The following is a 17,574-nucleotide window of genomic DNA, read 5'->3' as shown; positions in this document are numbered from 1 at the left end:
CAGTGCGCTTTTTTTATGCCATTTACTTTTTATAAGTAGTTTCTAATTTACTTGGTACTTACTGTTAGTACGAATGTAAATAGTGGCTGTTTTGTCGCTAGTGTTCTCAATCGTGTGGGTAAAGTTACCGGTTGATTCTACATAGCTGCCTGCGCTTAGGTTTTGCGCTTTATCTTGCTCGCTTGAGTTGTACTCAACGGCGCCGGCTATAACAACAGCACGAAATTCGCTTGCATCTGTTTTTATTTCACCTTTAAAGCCGGCAGGAAGTTTAATCATTGAGCCGTTCATGTCGGCTGTACTTCCCCAAAAGTAGGCTGTTTGCACGCCTTGGGCGTTAATGTCGTTTAAATCGCTGCTGTTTAACCATACTATGTTGTCTGCATGTAGGTTTAACGGGCGCTCACCATTATCAAACTGGGCATTAGTTGGTTTAACTAAGTACGGCCCTGAGTCGATTTCTAAGTAAATTAAATTTGTTTCAGCATTGGCTGCAGTGGTGTGGTTTTCACCTGCTGGTTGTGTCCAAAACGAACCCGCTGGCATCCACATTTTTTCGGCTGTTGGGTCGTCATTATGCATTTGCCCTTCAATAACGATACCGCGGTAGGTAATGTTGTGAATGTGCGGCGGAGATTCAAAGCCTTTTTTAAAGCGTACTAACATGCCTGTTGCAGTGTCGGTTGTGCGGTTTCCCCATAAATCTGCAGCGCCAGGGCTTTTATCACCACGTAGCGGGTTTAAGTAACCCCAGTTAATATTGCTTGCAGCAACAACTTTTGATGCGCTTTGCTCTGCAGAGGCTGGCGTTGATATGAGTGTTGCAACCAGTGCAAGAGTTGATGCGTTTAGTAAAAATTTCATTTAAAAGCTCCGTTAAGTTGGTATAGCGCTATAGTACGGCTTAAAATTCAGTCAATAAATGGGCATAAGTTAAATACACTTTCGCAAAAACGTGGATAATAACGTTATAGTTACGCATGCTGGTTTATGCAATAAGAGGGTTTGATGAAAATAGCTGATTTACAAGTATTACTCAAAGTGGCTGAGCTGCAATCAATTACAGCTGCTGCAAATCAATTAGATATGAGCTCATCGGCTGCAAGTGTCTCGTTAAAGCGTATAGAGCAGTCGCTTGGGGCACAAATATTTGTGCGCACAACAAGGCAAATACGCCTCACGCCTGAAGGGGAACGGTATTTACCTCTGTGTCAGCAGGCACTCGATTTATTGCAACAAGGGCAAGTGCTTATTCATGAGGAACAGCAATCTATTAGTGGTGAAGTGCGAATAGCAGTGTCATCGGAAATGGGGCGCAACCTTATGCGGGTATTACTAAATAATATTATGGATAAACACAGCGAAGTGACGCTGCGCTTACAAGCAAGCGACAGCCGCGCTGATTTTTACCGTGATGGAATTGATGTTGCGCTGCGCGCCTTAACTAAAGAAGCCGCACAGGAGCTAAATTTATACGGCTTTAAAATTTGTAACATAGCACACGTGCTATGCGCCTCGCCTGATTACATTAAAAAGCACGGTGAGCCGTTAACGCCAGATGACCTACTGAATCATAATGCCCTTTTATATAAGCTCTACGAGGTAGTGCATGATGGGTGGGAGCTGTATAACGATAACCAAAAATACAAGGTTAAAATGAGCAGCGACCGCGCCGTTAACGATGGCGATATAGTAAGGTGTTGGTGTGTTGATGGCACCGGGATTGCCAAAAAATCGGCCATTGATGTAGCTGAAGATTTATTAGCGGGCAGGCTAAAAAGGCTAATGCCTGATTACAAAATCCCCCTCACTGAAATGTGGTTAGTACTACCTAGCCGCCAGCTTATAACGCCTGCCATTAGGCTTATTCGTGATGAGTTAAAACACACTATTAGCCAATTAAGAAAAAACCTGATTGCGCAAGGGATAATTAACGAGCAAGAGTGGCCCGATTCACCCTAGTGCACCTTACGCGAGGTTAGTGTTGCTAGCCTTGCGCCTTTAAAATTTAATTCGCTTTCCTGTGGTGGATTAAATTAAAATACACGCTCTTCTTTTATGTTCTATTTTTTCTAATTATTGGGCTTATTGCTCAGCTGATCCTATATTTATTCTAAGCAAGTGTTAGTTAAGTCCTTTATCCATTTACAGGTATTGTATGTTACTTAAACAAAAAGTTTATATTAGTCTTATTTTGGCTATTGTTGTGCCGTTAGCGGTTTCTACATTTTTATTTTCAAATAGTATTCAAAATCATACCGATGAAAAGCTCGCAAAGGTTGATCTACCCACCGCATTGAGTGAAGTAAAAAGCAAAATTGAACTCGAACTTGCCACTCCTATAATTGTTGCCAAAGAAATTGCGCAAAACAGCTTTGTTAAACAGTGGCTAAGCAACGGTGAGAGTGAGCAAGCAAGAGCCGATTATATTAATTATTTAGCCAGTATTAAAAAAGATAACAACGCAGTTATTGCGTATATAATTTCCAAAAATACCAACAACTATTACACCGATATTGGCATATCTAGACAGATAGATAGAAGCGAAGATGTATGGTTTGATCAGTTTCTATCCTCTAACAGACCCTTTGAAATAGCACTGGATATAGATAAAACCACAAATAGCATGGTGGTTTTTATTAACTATGCACTGCAAATTAATGGTGAGCGTACCGCCATTACTGGCGTAGGGCGCTCGCTCGATTCTATGATCAACTTAATTAACGAATACCGTATTGGCGAAGCCGGTGTGGTGTATTTGGTCTCTGATGAAGGTGAGGTAATGCTTCACAGTGACAGAAGTAAAATGGGTCAAAAAATTAATATTAACGATATAAAAAATGGTGCCATTATTAGTAAAACAATGGCAGGCGAAGATTATGTTGTGTCGAGTACGCCTATTGAATCATTAGGTTGGCATTTAGTGGCAGAAGTGCCCGAGCAGCAGTTATACGGGCCAATAAATAGTGCCATTAATAGCAATTTATTATTTGGTGTGATCATTGCCATTATTGGCTTTGCCTTGGCCAGAGTTTTAGTGTCGCAAATATTTAAACCCATTGAAAACATAACTGCTGCAGTGAGCGCGTTAACTAAAAAAGATGGCGATTTAACCGTAAGGCTGCCTACTAACGATAACAACGAAATATCAGAGCTTGCCGCTAACTTTAATTTATTTTTAGAGCAGCTACATGGCATGTTTAAGCAAGTGTCGGACTCAGCAAACCATGTTAAAAGCATTTCAGAAAATGTGTTAGTACAAGTACAAGGCGCGGCCAACTTGGCCGAGGTACAATCATCTAGCACGCAAACGGTGGCGGCAGCCGTTAACGAAATGGAAGTAACCGTACAAGACATTTCAAACAGTGCCAGTAACGCCTCTGACATTGCGACTTTAACAGAAGAAGCGACTCATAAAGGGGTGGAGTTTGTAAATAGCACGATAAAGCAAATGGAGCAGCTAGAAAACGCCATGGCTACCTCGGTTGCCTCGGTAACTGAGCTTTCAGGAGAGATAAAGTCAATTACGCAGGTGCTTGATGTTATTAAAGCAATATCGGAGCAAACTAACTTACTGGCGCTCAATGCTGCCATAGAAGCCGCGCGGGCAGGCGAACACGGTCGTGGTTTTGCCGTTGTAGCCGATGAAGTAAGAACCCTTGCTATGCGTACTGCAGAGTCGACCGAGCAAATTAACGAAATGATAGACACGTTAAATTCTAAGGCTTCAAGTACGGTGTCGGCTATAGAGCTTGGCAGTAAAAATACCCTAGAAAACGCCGAACGTTTAAAAGTAACGGGGAGTACCTTAACGGGTATATCTCAAGAAATTGTTACGCTAAGTGAGCTAAATAGCTCAGTGGCAACAGCCACCCGCGAGCAAACGTTGGCTACCTCAGAAATTAGTCAAAATGTGGTGATGATTTCTGATTCTGCTGAGCAAACAAAACAAAATATGAAAACCTCAGAGCAGCTATGCAATGGGTTAAATGAAGAGTCGAATATATTAAAAGACTTACTGGGTAAGTTTACGCTTTAAAAAAAGTGACAACATTAAGCTAAAAAACGCGTTGTAACTTAGTTAATCTAAGCTTTGGTTAAGAGGTTTATTATCCAAAGTTTAGGTTAATAACAACGCGTTTTTAAACGGGTTAATTTTTACGGTAAATTTCGTGTTGAATGTCGTAAATATTAACGCTTAAGCTGTCAGAATCTCGGCAATAAGTTTTTAAGCACTCAAGCAAGCTCTCGCTTAACATCTGTTTTTGTTCAATAGAGCGCCCGGCCATGATATGCGCCGCAATATGAATAAACCCTTCTTTTCCTTCACCTAGCTGGTATTGCTGATAAGCAATAGCGCGGGTTTTAATGGTTTCTAAGTCAAACAAACCACTTTGAAAAGTCGCGTTGTGCACTTTTTCAACAAGTACTTGCGGTAATACAGGAAGATCTTCAGAGTGTTCAATAATAATGTGCGGCATTTACGCGTTTCCTATTATGAGTTACTACGTGGGCGTACGTATAATTGTACCAAAGCCTGAACTGTGCGCTAACCCCTCAATGGCCTAAATTTAGTTGTATTAATTTTTGATGGTAGTATAAAAACAGTCACGTGAACCTTCGCTTATAAAGCAAAATTAAGGATTAATATGAAATTACCACACCGCTTTAAACGTTTAGCTGTGCTATTAAGTGCAGTGGTTACCTTAAGTGCCTGCTCAGATGATGTTGCATCGGTGAGCTTAGGGCTGTTTACTACTAAAGATGTAGTGGTAAATTCGCAGCAAGACCCACTAGTAAAAGGGGTTACGTGCCATATTAGCCATATTGAGGCCGACTTAGATTTTTCAGATCCCTCTGATATGTCTATTGCGTGTCGCCAAACAGGGCCAATTACAGCCGATATGTTACAAGCAATAGATCGCAGTAAGTCGGGCGAAGTGGTGTTTAAGTCATCAAAAAGTATTTTATTTAAATCGCTAAAAGTACGCCGTATTTACGATGCACAAAACCGCACATTACTGTACTTATCGTACTCGACTAAAGAGTCGAGCGGCAGCCACCACCACGCACTTTCAACTGTGCCTTTATACAATACACAAGCTTGGAACTGGGCACTTGAACAAAAATAAGAGCACACTATGTTAGCGTTATTTAAATCAAAGCCGCTGCTAGAACAAGCCGAGCAGCAGTGGCTAATTGATACCTTTATTTGGGCGGTAGAGTACTTTGATGCCGCATTTTTTACCAAGCACACGCAAATAATATTGCCAACGGTGGCGCATTTTCCTGATTCGGTATCGAGTATTGAGGAAATGGCCACTAAGGTATTTGTACGAGTACGTGATTACGCAGGTATGAGTGCGTGGCCAATACAATTAGTTGCGCCACAACAGTTACAGCCGCAAGTATTTCCGCATTTTGAATTTGCTGAACACTTACGCGGAGAGCAAAGCCAACTTATTGTACCGCCAAGCCATACGATTAATATCTCATTTAACCCTAATCAAATTAATCAGCCGCAAGATTTAGTGGCAAGCTTTGCCGGCACGCTGGCTACTGTATTAATTCATCATGTTGGGGTGTTACCGCCAGGCGGTAAAGACTACTTGCCACAAGCGGCAGATGCGCTGGCCTGTTTTTTAGGGTTTGGGGTAATGATGAGCAACACTGTGTATCAATTTAAAGGCGGGTGTGGCTCGTGCTATAACCCTTATGCTAATCGTGAAGCGAAGCTCAGTGAAACTCATACCGTATTTATGCACGCGCTGATTAGTTATTTTAAAAACGATCATGACTCTAAAAAACATTTAAAGCCACATTTGCGCAGCCAATTTAAAAAAGCCCAAAAAGAGATCAAAGCATTAGTTGATAATTCTGCTAATCCGCTATTGCTTGCCTATGCACCAACTTAAACCGGATACTTGTGAACTACTTAGACGAATTTTTACTGATTGCCATCGCCCACTTTTTTGCAGTAGCCAGCCCTGGCCCCGACTTTGCCGTGGTGCTCAAACAAAGTATACAGCAGGGCAGGCGTAACGCCCTATGGACAAGCGCTGGCGTGGGCGCTGCTATTTTATTACACGTAGGATATTGCGTATTAGGGGTTGCGCTAATTTTAACGCAATCGCCTAATTTATTTATGACATTAAAGTACGTTGCGGGGGCGTATTTAGCCTATTTAGGCGTACAAGCATTGAGGGCTGCCAAACCACCGGTAAATAAAACAGACAACATAGAAAACAAAACTACCCCACAAGAAAGCGTATGGCATGCATTTAGGCGCGGCTTTTTAACCAACGCGCTTAATCCTAAAGCCACTCTCTTTTTTATGTCGTTATTTACCTTAGTTATTAGTGTAACTACACCAACTAGCGTGCAAATTGTGTATGGGGTTTATATGGCTCTGGCAACGTGGGTGTGGTTCTCTATGCTTTCTTTAGTGTTGTCAAAACCCAGTGTACGGGCGTTTTTTCAAAAAAGCGGCTATTGGTTTGACCGGGGTATAGGTGTTATTTTAATTGCTTTAGCCATTCGTGTAGTAATTTAACTCTAGGGAGAAGTCATGCCTATTTATAATTTTTCGTTTGGATCGAATATGTCCTCTAACCGCTTGCTTGCGCGTTTACCAAAAGCAAAGCGAGTTGGCACAGCTGTACTAAAAGGCTACGAGCTTACGTTTAATATGCTATTTAAAGATGGCTCGGGCAAGTGCAGTATTCAAAAAAGTGATGACAAAAACGCCTTGGTATATGGCGTGGTCTATGAACTTGATGAAGCCGAAAAAGCAATTTTAGATACCATAGAAGGCCCAGGCTACGATTGCGTTGCTATTAAGCCCACTTTGTTAAATGGGGAGCAAATAGAGGCCCATTGCTATATTGCTAACACCCACGATAACGATGTACTGCCATACGACTGGTATATTCAGCACGTTCATCGCGGCGCACTTGAGGCTGGCGTACCAAAAGAATACAGTGATGCAATACTTAATCGGCCGCATAAGCCCGATACAAATAAAGAGCGTGCTGATATTGAATTTGCAGTGCACCAAAAATAATAAGGATAATCATGAAACTCACCAAATTAGCCAGTTTAGCGTTGCTTGCCAGTGCCACTTTTAATAGTTGGGCACAAATTAATACCACGGACTTAGAAGAGGTTATTAACACCTCAATGGCACGCTTTGACGTACCGGGTATGGCGGTAGCGGTTGTGCAAGACGATAAAGTTGTATTTGCTAGAGGGTTTGGGACAAGCAACCTCAATACAAATGCAAAAGTGAACAAAGACACACTTTTTGGTATTGCCTCAAACACAAAAGCGTTTACCAGTGCAGCGCTGGCTAAGTTGGTTGATGAAGGTAAGTTAAGTTGGGATGACAGGGTAATTGACCACTTACCTGAGTTTAGGTTGTACGACTCCTACGTCACCCGCGAAATGCGTGTTCGTGATTTATTAAGCCATCGCAGTGGCTTAGGGCTTGGGCAGGGCGATTTAATGATTTGGCCAAGTACTGATAAATCTATAGAGGCTATTTTAGCCGGCCTACAGTATTTAAAGCCAGCCAGCAGCTTTCGCAGCCAGTATGCCTATAACAACTTAATGTTTGTAACCGCAGGCGAAGTGGTGGCACGTGTATCAGGTATGAGCTGGAATGATTACATCGAAAAAAATATATTACAGCCTTTGCATATGGATAACTCTCGCGCGGGCTTTTCGCGTATTCCAAAAAGCAATAAAAACTGGGCAATTGGCCACATACCAATGGATGGCAAGCTCAATCCTTTTTTTGTTAACTACCTAGAAGATTTTAGAGGCGCAGGGGCTATTGCATCAAGCGTAAACGATATGAGCCAATGGTTACTAACGCAGTTAGCTGGCGGAAAAATGCCAAGCGGCGAGCAACTATTTAGTGAAAAACAGCAAGCGCAAATGTGGCATCCGCATATTACCTCTATGGCTTCTAAAAGTGCGTATGAGGCCTATCATCAGCAATTTAGAGGCTATGGGCTAGGTTGGAGCATTGAAGATTACCACGGCTTTAAAAAGCTAGGCCACGGCGGGGGCATTTTAGGTATGGTGTCGCAAGTTACATTATTGCCTGAGAAAAAACTTGGCATTGTTATTTTATCTAATCAGCAAGCATTTAGTGCACTTTCGGCAGTAACCCACGAAGTGCTTGAAGATGCCCTTGAGCTTGAAGATAAAGACTGGGTTGAAGAGTTGGCTAAAAAACATTTTGCGAGTAAACAAAAAGCCTACGCCAATGCAAAACCCGACACCCCAGCAGATTACCAGCCACAGTTACCTAATATAAATTACACCGGCACGTTACATGACGATTGGTACGGCGATGTAATTATTGAGCAACTCGATGGCAAACTACGTATTGATTTTACCCATACCAAACGCTTAAAAGGCACGCTTGAGCATTACACGGGTAATACGTTTATTGTTAAGTGGGATGAAAAGCTACTGGAGGCCGATGCGTTTATTCGTTTTGATATGGGCGCAAACAACCGTGTTAATAGCGCAAAAATGCGCGCGGTATCAACAGCGGTAACAGACTTTAGTTTTGATTTTAGAAACCTTAATTTAAAAGCTAAGTAGTGATGCTATACACCAAAGTCGCAAAGCCACCGTAAGGTGGCTTTGTTATATTAAGCACTCACATTAAAGGAGCGTTTATGCGTACTGCAGTTATTTCACACCCTCATTGCCGTAAACATAAAATGATTGACGATCATCCTGAGTGCCCAGAGCGCCTAGACGCTATTGCAGATAGACTTTTGGCAAGTGGGGTAGATATTGGCTTAACGCATCTACAAGCGCCTAAAGCGCAGCGTGAGCATTACTTATTAGCCCATGATGAGTCATTAGTTAACCTTGTGGAGCGCTTAGTTCCTCAGCAGGGGCTGCATAACCTTGATGGCGACACCTGGCTTTGCCCTGATTCATTTAAAGCGGTAGAGCGCGCCGTAGGAGCAGGGTTGTTGGCTGTAGATGAAATACTCGCAGATAAACTCGATGCGGCGTTTTGCGCTGTACGCCCGCCAGGGCATCATGCCAATGCACACGCTTCTTCTGGGTTTTGTGTATTTAATAACTTAGCTATAGCGGTTAAGTATGCCCAAAGTAAAGGCATTAAACGTATAGCAATTGCTGATTTTGACGTACACCATGGTAATGGCACCCAAGACATATTTATAAACGATGAAAACATATTACTTTGTTCGTTATTTCAATACCCATTTTACCCAAACACAGCTGTAAAAAATAACAGCCACATAGTTAATTCTCCTTTGCCAATTGCCAGTAGTGGCGATGATTTAAAAGAAGTGTTTAATACCCAATGGTTGCCAAAATTAAAAGCCTTTAAGCCAGAGTTGCTATTTATCAGTGCAGGGTTTGATGCCCACCTAGAAGATGACATGGCAAGTTTAAAGTTTGTAGAAGATGACTACAGCTGGCTTACAGAGCAATTATGCGACGTTGCAAAAGAGAGTGGCTGCAAAGGTGTTATATCTTACCTAGAAGGGGGCTATGCGCTATCAGCATTAGGAAGAAGTGCTGTAGCGCATATAAAAGTGCTTAGTGAGTACTAATACCAATCCGCAATAATACTTAATTAAGCGAATTGGTATAACTAAGAGTTATAAACCCAGTAAATCAAACGCCTGCTTGGTATTAAGGGTTTTAATTTTGCCAAGGCAGCATTGCCCTTCATTTAATAAATAAGTGGTGACCAGTTGCGCTAGCTGCTCCTGTGAAAGAGGGGCGCATGCAGCGCCTTGCAGGTCAACGTACTCACCTTGCTTGTTCAACACGCGCACATTACTAAGCTCACTTTGCGTAACGCTGTGCAAACACGCTTCTTGTTCTTGTTTATCGTGCGCTATTTCAAGCTCATTATAAACAATTAATAACTGTGGAAAGCTGTTTAGCATAGTTACCCTACTGTTACCTCGTATGAGGTAAATTTACGCACATTAATAACGCCAGTATCAAAAATTAAGTACTGACCTTTTATACCTTGCAGCACGCCGCTTACTACTGGGTTTTTATCAAAATTAAACGAGCTAATTTTAGTGGGGTACTCTGTTACCGGAAAGTTTAAATCAACCACGTCTTCATCAAGTTGCTCTATGGCTGTGGCACCAAATAACTCGCTTAGCTCGTTTAATTTATCGCTAATTTGCGGGATCAGCTCTGCCGCGGCGGCTTTAAGGTCAATGGCTTCGTTTTGGCCCTTTAGCATGTTACGCCAATTGGTTTTATCGGCAATAAACTCGGCCAATGCCACCTCAACTAAGCCTGATTGCAAACGTGTTTGCACTTTAAAAATAGGCAGTGCTTGAGTGGCGCCTTGATCAACCCAACGTGTCGGTATTTGCGTATGGCGAGTAATGCCTACTTTAAGCCCAGAGGTGTTGGCTAAATACACATAATGCGGGATCATGCAGTTTTCTTCGCCCCATTGCGGCTCGCGGCAAGTGCCTTTATCGTAATGGCAGGTTTCTGGTTTCATAATGCACATATCGCAGCTAGCAAGCTTGCGCATACACACAAAACAGTGGCCTTGCGAGTAACTCTTTTTGGTTTTTTTGCCACAGTTTGAGCATAAAATGGTACCGCTAAACGTCAGCGTTAACTCTTTACCAATGAGTGCGTTTAGGTCGACTAGGTTGCCGCCCACAGGAAGATGATATTGAACCGGCTCTGTTAAGCTCGATTTTAATTTACGCAAAGTGCCTTGCATCTTTACTTGGCCCCTAAAGATGTTGATATTAAAACGTGGAGTTTAACATCTTTAAACTGTATTGGCTTTTTAAGAAATACAAATAGTCATCTAGAGGAATTGGCTTAGCGTATAGGTAACCTTGTGCTCTGTCGGCGCCCATTTCTTTCAATAAGTGGTGCACATCTTGGGTCTCTATGCCTTCCATGGTTATAGATAGCCCTAGGTTATGTGCCATATCTATAGCGGTTTGCACAATCACTTTATTGGCGGTGTTATTCGTTAAATCAAATACAAACGATTTATCTACTTTAAGCTCCGTAAAGCGGTAATTAACCAAATAACTTAGCGATGAATAGCCAGTGCCAAAGTCATCAAGGACCACGCGCACCCCTAAATCAGAAAGCTCATTAACCAATGAAATAAGCGCTTCGTGGCTTTCGACTAATGCTGACTCCGTTAATTCAAACTTAAGAAGCTGCGCCGGAACTTGGTATTTTATAAGAATGTTTTCGACTTTTTCGGCTAGGTTTTTAATCGACAGATTTTTAGCACTTAAATTTACGCTAATTGGGTGATCGTTATAGCCTTGCTCGGTTAGTTTGACGATATCTTTACAGGCTTGCTCAATAACCCATAAGGTAAGCTCGTTAATAATACCTGTGTGCTCAGCAAGGGTGATCAGCTCTTCTATCGATACGCCTTTAAAAGCCGGGTCGGGCCAACGTAGCAGCGCTTCGGCGCCACATACTTGATTAAAGTTTAGCCCTATTTGAGGCTGATAATACAACGCTAGTTGGTTGTTTTTAATTGCTTTTTGTAATTTAGCGGCCAATGCCACATCCATTAATATATTACTGCCGTTAGAGGCGCTTACTACTAAATCGTTATTACTTTTAGCTTTTTTAAGTGCCAAGTAACCCCGTTTTGTCCAGTATTCAAAGTCGTCACTGTGGGCTGCGCTACTAATCCCTATGTTATAGGTAAGTTGTAAGTTTAAGCCTTGAATTTCGTATTGTTTGGGCAGGCTATTTATAACTTTAATTAAGGCCTCTTCAAGTGACTCCTGGTTTTGGTTTTTAGTAGATATGCAGGCAAATACCCCGCTGCCTAAGTCGGCTAAGCGGGGGCTGTTATTAAAATCTGTATCGAGGTTGGTAAATTCGCGCTCATGGCTAAGCTCTAACTCTATTTGTTTAGCCACGTGCTTTATTAAAGTGTAGCCCTGCGATGGGGTAATAATGGTATTGAGCGAGTTAAAATGGCGAATTTTAATTAAACACAAGGTGGTATTTCGCCCCTGTGCTTGTAAGCTCATAAACGCTTGTTTTAATTTGGCACTGTTAAGTAATTTAGTTTGCTGAGTATGTGTAGCATGATAAAGCGCACGCTCGCGCTGGTAGCGCACTCTATCGGCAAGTGCCATAGCCATTAAAATAACTTCACACAATATAGCCACTAAAAACGCGTGACGAATCGCAAAGCTATAATCCAAATAGCCCGTTAATTCTAATGGCTGTATTGCCGCGCCAACAATGAGGGGAACCCACGAAAAAACGTAAAACTTCGCCCACCTAAAGCCCGTGCGTAGTTTGTTATAAATTAAAATAATACACGTAATATATAACAAGCTTAATACACAAAAAAAGATGGGTGCTGCAATGTACTCGGGTATAAATAAAGTGGTGATTGATAATAAAAATATTAAAATAAGTAGCGCTTTACTCATTTTATAGCGCCAGCATTTGTCCTTGTGGTAGCGCAAAAACATGGTGCAAAAGGCGAGCGTAAAAAAGGCCATTGCGTAGTTTGAAAAAATCACTTTTTCGTGTAAGTACAATTGCCACTCTAGGGGCCACAAGTAAAAGCCAAAGCCCATTACAATGCCCATTAAACACAGCGCACTAATTATATAGCCTATATAAACTAAATAAACGCGGTCTTTAATCCCTAAATAAAGCACTAAATTATACAGAGCAGCCATTAATAACACGCCGGCAAATATGCCCCAAATGCCGGTTTGCGAGCGAACTAAATCAACAAATTCTTTATGGCGATACAAATTAACCGGGGTTTTGCTGATCCCCGTCGTATCTATTTTTATGGCTAAGCGCTCTGTTGTTTTACTCTCAAGTGCAAAACGTATATGCGGTACGCTATATTGAAAAAGCGTAAGAGACTTTACTTTATCACCTAATTTATAGCTTTCTATAAGCTCATTTCTTTTGTTTAACCGATACACGCTGAGGTGATCAACCATCGGGTTATCGAAATGGGCAACAATGTCTTGAGCATCCAAACTTTTATTTTCAAGGTCTATAAATAGCCAATAGTTTTGCTGCTTAAAGCTCCATTGAATATCGGTTAACGGCTGGTGGGTGATTAGCTCGGGATTTAAAATAATATCGTTGAGTGTGTGAGATTTACTTTCATCTATGTAGTAGGCAAAGTCTAAATATACAGGCGTGGTTTTATCGATGGTATAGCGAGTCGGCACAACCAGGTTAGAAGCGAGTGTGCTAATAATATAAAATATGAAAATCAGTATGGCTATGGCCGCGGCATGATAACGTAAAGTTTTCGTTTCCAACGTTGTATACTTGTAATAAATCTTTTAATTAGTGTAGCACTAAAAAAGCGCATATAAACTGCGCTTTTTTAGTTAAATTTTTAGGGCCTGCTTATCCTTCAGGATTAAAATTTGTTCTAACTAGGGACGATTTAATCGTGGCGCGAGGTTTGTAACCTAGTGGGCTAAGTAAAAACCGAGCAACAAAGAGTTAATCGTCCCTAGGACGAACCTTCGTGCAGCGCGTGTTTGGTATTTATACTGCGTTATCGCCTATTTATGGGGAATAACCACACTACATAGGCTCTGCCTTGCCTAAATACCAAACACACTGCTGCAAATTTAATCTCGAAAGATAAACAGGCCCTAAGTTAAACCAATAATTTAGTTACAGGCTACTGCTCTCGGGCAATCGCTCTGTAAGCAATATCGGTGCGGTACTCCATACCTTCCCAGCTAATTTGTTTTACAAGATCGTATGCACGTTGCTGTGCCTCGGTAACGGTATTGCCGAGTGCCGTTGCACATAATACACGTCCACCTGCGGTGACAACGTTTTCGCCATCTTGCTTAGTACCCGCATGAAATACTTTTTCATCAGCAGGGTAGTTAACTTTAAGGCCTGATATTGCATCACCTTTAGGGTAATCACCTGGGTAGCCTTTAGCAGCAAGTACAACACCTACTGCTGCGCGCGGGTCAAACTCAATGGTTGTTTTATCAAGTTCTTCGCGGTTTGCCGCTTCAACTAGTTCAACTAAGTCTGATTTAAGACGAAGCATCATAGGTTGCGTTTCTGGGTCACCAAAACGACAGTTGTACTCAATTACTTTAGGCGTGCCTTGAGCATCAATCATTAAGCCTGCGTATAAAAAGCCAGTGTAAGGATGGCCTTCGCTTGCCATACCCTCAACGGTAGGAACGATGACTTCGTTCATAATGCGCTGGTGGATCTCGTCGGTTACTACAGGTGCCGGTGAGTATGCGCCCATGCCGCCAGTATTTGGACCTTCATCGCCATTATATGCACGCTTATGATCTTGGCTTGTTGCAAATGGCAAAATGTTTTTACCATCAACCATAACAATAAAAGAGGCTTCTTCGCCTTCTAAAAACTCTTCGATCACGACGCGGCTGCCAGCCTCGCCAAAAGCATTACCGGCAAGCATATCGCGAATAGCATCTTCAGCTTCGCGTTCATCCATTGCCACAATAACGCCTTTACCAGCTGCTAGGCCATCTGCTTTTATTACAATTGGCGCGCCTTTTTCTTTTAAATAAGTAAGGGCAGGGTCAATTTGTTCAAACGTTTGGTAATCAGCGGTTGGGATGGCATGGCGAGCTAAAAAGTCTTTAGTAAACGACTTAGAGCCTTCTAGCTGCGCTGCACCGGCTGTTGGACCAAAAATAGCGAGACCGTGTTCACGGAACTTATCTACTACGCCTAATACAAGCGGTACTTCAGGGCCAACAATCGTAAGTTCTACATTGTTTTGTTGTGCAAAGCTTAATAGGCCATCTAGGTCTTCAACGTTAATTGCAACGTTTTCTAGTTTTGGCTCAAGTGCAGTACCGGCATTACCCGGTGCTACAAATACAGTGTTTACTTTCGTGTTTTGAGCGGCCTTAAACGCAAGTGCGTGTTCTCGGCCGCCGCTGCCAATGACTAATACATTCATGGCGAAATATTCCTATTTAAAGCGGTTTTTTAAATTTCAGCGTCATACGGTCGCTTTCACCAATAGCTTTGTATTTATCAGCGTCTTGTTCGCCAAGGCGTAAGCTAGGTGGTAGCGTCCACACCCCTTTAGGGTGATCGGCTGTATCTTTTGGATTGGCGTTAATCTCACTGCTTGCAACTAATTCAAATCCAGCTTTTTTAGCTAAATCGACCACGTAACTTTGCTTCATGTAGCCGGTTGATTTTTGATCCTCATCAGGTCGGCTTTCATCTAAGCGATGTTCAACTACACCTAATACGCCACCTGGTTTTAACGCTTTATAAAAAGACTTAAATGCACTGAGTGCGCCTTTAGTGTCTTTACCCATGTACCAGTTATGTACATTGCGAAAGGTTAATACCATATCGGCAGTGCCGGCTGGGGCAATATCAGTGTGCGTTAATGGGGCAAACTCAGAAATTTTTACTTTGCTAAAACGCTTATCTTCGGCCACTTTTTTCTTAAAGCCAGCTAAAGAGCGCTGGTAGTAACCTACCGATGAATCACTCGGAAAATGCGCTGCGTAATATAAGCCTTGCTCTTTAAGTGCTGGGGCTAAAATCTCGCTGTACCAACCACCGCCTGGGGCAATTTCAACCACGGTCATTGTTGGTTTAAAACCAAAAAATGCCAGTGTTTGCTCTGGGTGACGGTATTCATCGCGGGCGCTATTTTTAGCGCTACGCTCGTTTGATTGAATAGCATGGCTAAGGCTTGACTCATGGTTATGGCTAAGTGCCATTGTTGAGGTCAGCGTAAGCGAGGCAACAAGTAGTGACTTTAGTGCAAATTTCATCGTTTGTTCCTTAACATTTTATATAGGTGTTGAACCAGAATACGTGAATTGATTGCAAACAAAAAGGGCTAAACGTTGTGTTTAACCCTTTGTGTGATTAGTGGCGGAAGTGGCGCATGCCGGTAAATACCATCGCCATGCCAGCTTCGTCAGCGGCGGCGATAACTTCTTCATCGCGCATTGAACCACCCGGTTGAATAACCGCGGTAATACCAGCGGCTGCTGCTGCGTCTATACCATCACGGAATGGGAAAAACGCATCTGATGCCATCACAGAGCCAGGTACTTCTAGATTTTCATCAGCGGCTTTAATACCCGCTATTTTAGCTGAGTAAACACGGCTCATTTGGCCTGCGCCTACGCCAATGGTCATACCGTCGCGGGCATATACAATCGCATTTGATTTAACAAACTTAGCTACTTTCCAGCAAAATAGTAAATCTTTAAGTTCTTGCTCAGAAGGTTGGCGCTTAGACACGACTTTTAAATCGCCTTGGGTAACCATGCCTAGGTCGCGGTCTTGTACTAAAACACCGCCGTTAACGCGTTTAATATCGTGGCCAGTTGCTTTGCCACTCCATTGACCACACGCTAATAAGCGTACGTTCTTTTTCGCTTCAACAATTTTTGCTGCTTCGCTTGAAACGCTAGGAGCAATAATTACTTCAACAAATTGACGCTCAACAATGGCTTGTGCTGTTGCAGCGTCAAGCTCGCGGTTAAAGGCAATAATGCCACCAAACGCTGAGGTTGGATCTGTTTTAAAGGCGCGGTCGTAAGCACTAAGAATATCTTCGCCAATTGAAACGCCACACGGGTTTGCGTGTTTAACAATAACACATGCAGGTACATCAAATTCTTTAACACACTCAAGTGCTGCGTCGGTATCTGCAATGTTATTAAACGACAGGGCTTTACCTTGTAGTTGAGTAGCTGTTGCAACAGACGCTTCGCTTACGTTGTTTTCAACATAAAAAGCAGCATCTTGATGTGAGTTTTCACCGTAACGCATATCTTGCTTTTTAGTGAATTGCATATTGATAGTGCGTGGGAATTTAGTCTCTTCAGCGGCTTCTTCAGTGTAATCAGGTACCATTTTGCCAAAGTAGTTAGCAATCATGCCATCGTACTGAGCTGTGTGCTCATACGCGGCAATGGCTAAATCAAAACGTGTTTTGTATGTTGTTGAGCCATTGTTGCTTTGCATTTCGCTAATAACGCGCTCGTAATCGTTTGCGTTTACCACGATGGTGACGTCTTTGTGGTTTTTAGCGGCTGCACGAACCATGGTAGGTCCGCCAATATCAATGTTTTCAATAGCATCTTCAAGGCTGCAGTTTTCTTGAGCGACAGTATTCGCAAAGGGGTATAAGTTAACTACAACAATATCGATAGCAGAGATGTTGTTATCTGCCATTACGCTTTCATCTTGTCCGCGACGCGCTAAAATACCGCCGTGAATTTTAGGATGAAGGGTTTTTACGCGACCATCCATGATTTCAGGATGACCTGTGTGATCTGATACTTCAGTCACTTTTATGCCGTTATCAGCAAGGAGTTTGCAGGTACCGCCAGTTGATAAAATATCTACACCTTGCGCTTCTAGTGCGCGGGCAAATTCAACAATACCGGTTTTATCAGACACACTTAATAGTGCGCGACGAATAGGACGATGAGTATCCATTGTAGTTTAATTTCCTCAGTTAATGAGCTAGCTTAGAAGCGGGCATTTTAACTGATTACT

At 42.4% G+C, this 17,574-nt stretch carries 16 protein-coding genes; 8 read left to right on the top strand and 8 right to left on the bottom strand.

Going from position 1 to position 17,574, the window contains the following annotated elements:
- Nucleotides 1–42 precede the first annotated feature (42 nt).
- Nucleotides 43–864, bottom strand: coding sequence for a DUF4437 domain-containing protein (locus VOI46_RS14750; RefSeq protein ID WP_004588646.1), 822 nt, complete (start codon nt 862–864; stop codon nt 43–45).
- Between the two features lie 144 nt (nt 865–1,008).
- Between VOI46_RS14750 and VOI46_RS14745 the strand changes: the two genes are divergently transcribed.
- Together VOI46_RS14745 and VOI46_RS14740 are read left to right on the top strand one after the other, a co-directional pair.
- Nucleotides 1,009–1,962 carry a LysR family transcriptional regulator gene (locus tag VOI46_RS14745; protein ID WP_004588645.1) on the top strand — a complete coding sequence of 318 codons (954 nt, stop codon included), beginning with the start codon at nt 1,009–1,011 and terminating at the stop codon, nt 1,960–1,962.
- A gap of 196 nt (nt 1,963–2,158) precedes the next feature.
- The gene (locus VOI46_RS14740; protein ID WP_004588644.1) at nt 2,159–4,039 is read left to right on the top strand and encodes a methyl-accepting chemotaxis protein; all 1,881 of its coding nucleotides are present in this window, start codon (nt 2,159–2,161) and stop codon (nt 4,037–4,039) included.
- Between the two features lie 112 nt (nt 4,040–4,151).
- Here VOI46_RS14740 and VOI46_RS14735 read toward each other — a convergent pair whose 3' ends face one another.
- Nucleotides 4,152–4,481, bottom strand: coding sequence for a 5-carboxymethyl-2-hydroxymuconate Delta-isomerase (locus VOI46_RS14735; protein WP_004588643.1), 330 nt, complete (start codon nt 4,479–4,481; stop codon nt 4,152–4,154).
- A 168-nt stretch (nt 4,482–4,649) separates the two neighbouring features.
- Between VOI46_RS14735 and VOI46_RS14730 the strand changes: the two genes are divergently transcribed.
- From VOI46_RS14730 to VOI46_RS14705, 6 genes are all read left to right on the top strand, one after another.
- The gene (locus tag VOI46_RS14730) at nt 4,650–5,132 is read left to right on the top strand and encodes a CreA family protein (protein ID WP_004588642.1); all 483 of its coding nucleotides are present in this window, start codon (nt 4,650–4,652) and stop codon (nt 5,130–5,132) included.
- Nucleotides 5,133–5,141: 9 nt separating this feature from the next.
- Entirely contained in the window at nt 5,142–5,915 is a 774-nt protein-coding gene (locus tag VOI46_RS14725; protein WP_004588641.1) for a hypothetical protein, read from the top strand.
- A gap of 11 nt (nt 5,916–5,926) precedes the next feature.
- Nucleotides 5,927–6,553: a LysE family transporter gene (locus tag VOI46_RS14720; protein ID WP_004588640.1), complete on the top strand. Its 627-nt coding sequence runs from the start codon at nt 5,927–5,929 to the stop codon at nt 6,551–6,553.
- Between the two features lie 15 nt (nt 6,554–6,568).
- Nucleotides 6,569–7,063: a gamma-glutamylcyclotransferase family protein gene (locus VOI46_RS14715; protein ID WP_004588639.1), complete on the top strand. Its 495-nt coding sequence runs from the start codon at nt 6,569–6,571 to the stop codon at nt 7,061–7,063.
- A gap of 11 nt (nt 7,064–7,074) precedes the next feature.
- Nucleotides 7,075–8,616, top strand: coding sequence for a serine hydrolase (locus tag VOI46_RS14710; protein WP_004588638.1), 1,542 nt, complete (start codon nt 7,075–7,077; stop codon nt 8,614–8,616).
- A gap of 77 nt (nt 8,617–8,693) precedes the next feature.
- A complete protein-coding gene (locus tag VOI46_RS14705) occupies nt 8,694–9,611 on the top strand; it encodes a histone deacetylase family protein (protein ID WP_004588637.1) in 918 nt (305 codons plus the stop codon).
- A gap of 48 nt (nt 9,612–9,659) precedes the next feature.
- On the opposite strand, the gene VOI46_RS14700 is transcribed toward VOI46_RS14705, so the two are convergent.
- The 6 genes from VOI46_RS14700 to purH form a co-directional block, all read right to left on the bottom strand.
- Nucleotides 9,660–9,953, bottom strand: a complete 294-nt coding sequence (locus VOI46_RS14700) for a hypothetical protein (protein WP_004588636.1) — start codon at nt 9,951–9,953, stop codon at nt 9,660–9,662.
- Nucleotides 9,954–9,955: 2 nt separating this feature from the next.
- Nucleotides 9,956–10,765 carry a DUF2797 domain-containing protein gene (locus tag VOI46_RS14695; RefSeq protein WP_004588635.1) on the bottom strand — a complete coding sequence of 270 codons (810 nt, stop codon included), beginning with the start codon at nt 10,763–10,765 and terminating at the stop codon, nt 9,956–9,958.
- Nucleotides 10,766–10,793: 28 nt separating this feature from the next.
- A complete protein-coding gene (locus VOI46_RS14690) occupies nt 10,794–13,334 on the bottom strand; it encodes an EAL domain-containing protein (protein ID WP_324738085.1) in 2,541 nt (846 codons plus the stop codon).
- Between the two features lie 374 nt (nt 13,335–13,708).
- Nucleotides 13,709–14,992: a phosphoribosylamine--glycine ligase gene (gene purD / locus VOI46_RS14685; protein ID WP_004588633.1), complete on the bottom strand. Its 1,284-nt coding sequence runs from the start codon at nt 14,990–14,992 to the stop codon at nt 13,709–13,711.
- A gap of 16 nt (nt 14,993–15,008) precedes the next feature.
- Nucleotides 15,009–15,830, bottom strand: a complete 822-nt coding sequence (locus VOI46_RS14680) for a class I SAM-dependent methyltransferase (protein WP_004588632.1) — start codon at nt 15,828–15,830, stop codon at nt 15,009–15,011.
- 97 nt (nt 15,831–15,927) lie between these two features.
- Nucleotides 15,928–17,514 (bottom strand): bifunctional phosphoribosylaminoimidazolecarboxamide formyltransferase/IMP cyclohydrolase, encoded by a 1,587-nt coding sequence (gene purH / locus VOI46_RS14675; RefSeq protein WP_004588631.1) that lies wholly within the window; start codon nt 17,512–17,514, stop codon nt 15,928–15,930.
- Nucleotides 17,515–17,574 lie beyond the last annotated feature (60 nt).

The organism is Pseudoalteromonas sp. CuT4-3, assembly GCF_035666335.1.
Lineage (GTDB): Bacteria > Pseudomonadota > Gammaproteobacteria > Enterobacterales > Alteromonadaceae > Pseudoalteromonas > Pseudoalteromonas atlantica.
This window is presented reverse-complemented; position numbering and strand designations above follow the sequence as displayed.

Excerpts from the sequence above, each read along its gene's own strand:
- VOI46_RS14710 (WP_004588638.1), top strand. The coding sequence starts at position 7,075 with ATGAAACTCACCAAATTAGCCAGTTTAGCGTTGCTTGCCAGTGCCACT.
- purH (WP_004588631.1), bottom strand. The coding sequence starts at position 17,514 with ATGGATACTCATCGTCCTATTCGTCGCGCACTATTAAGTGTGTCTGAT.
- VOI46_RS14725 (WP_004588641.1), top strand. The coding sequence starts at position 5,142 with ATGTTAGCGTTATTTAAATCAAAGCCGCTGCTAGAACAAGCCGAGCAG.
- VOI46_RS14715 (WP_004588639.1), top strand. The coding sequence starts at position 6,569 with ATGCCTATTTATAATTTTTCGTTTGGATCGAATATGTCCTCTAACCGC.
- VOI46_RS14705 (WP_004588637.1), top strand. The coding sequence starts at position 8,694 with ATGCGTACTGCAGTTATTTCACACCCTCATTGCCGTAAACATAAAATG.
- VOI46_RS14680 (WP_004588632.1), bottom strand. The coding sequence starts at position 15,830 with ATGAAATTTGCACTAAAGTCACTACTTGTTGCCTCGCTTACGCTGACC.
- VOI46_RS14750 (WP_004588646.1), bottom strand. The coding sequence starts at position 864 with ATGAAATTTTTACTAAACGCATCAACTCTTGCACTGGTTGCAACACTC.
- VOI46_RS14740 (WP_004588644.1), top strand. The coding sequence starts at position 2,159 with ATGTTACTTAAACAAAAAGTTTATATTAGTCTTATTTTGGCTATTGTT.
- VOI46_RS14730 (WP_004588642.1), top strand. The coding sequence starts at position 4,650 with ATGAAATTACCACACCGCTTTAAACGTTTAGCTGTGCTATTAAGTGCA.
- VOI46_RS14695 (WP_004588635.1), bottom strand. The coding sequence starts at position 10,765 with ATGCAAGGCACTTTGCGTAAATTAAAATCGAGCTTAACAGAGCCGGTT.
- purD (WP_004588633.1), bottom strand. The coding sequence starts at position 14,992 with ATGAATGTATTAGTCATTGGCAGCGGCGGCCGAGAACACGCACTTGCG.
- VOI46_RS14700 (WP_004588636.1), bottom strand. The coding sequence starts at position 9,953 with ATGCTAAACAGCTTTCCACAGTTATTAATTGTTTATAATGAGCTTGAA.
- VOI46_RS14735 (WP_004588643.1), bottom strand. The coding sequence starts at position 4,481 with ATGCCGCACATTATTATTGAACACTCTGAAGATCTTCCTGTATTACCG.
- VOI46_RS14745 (WP_004588645.1), top strand. The coding sequence starts at position 1,009 with ATGAAAATAGCTGATTTACAAGTATTACTCAAAGTGGCTGAGCTGCAA.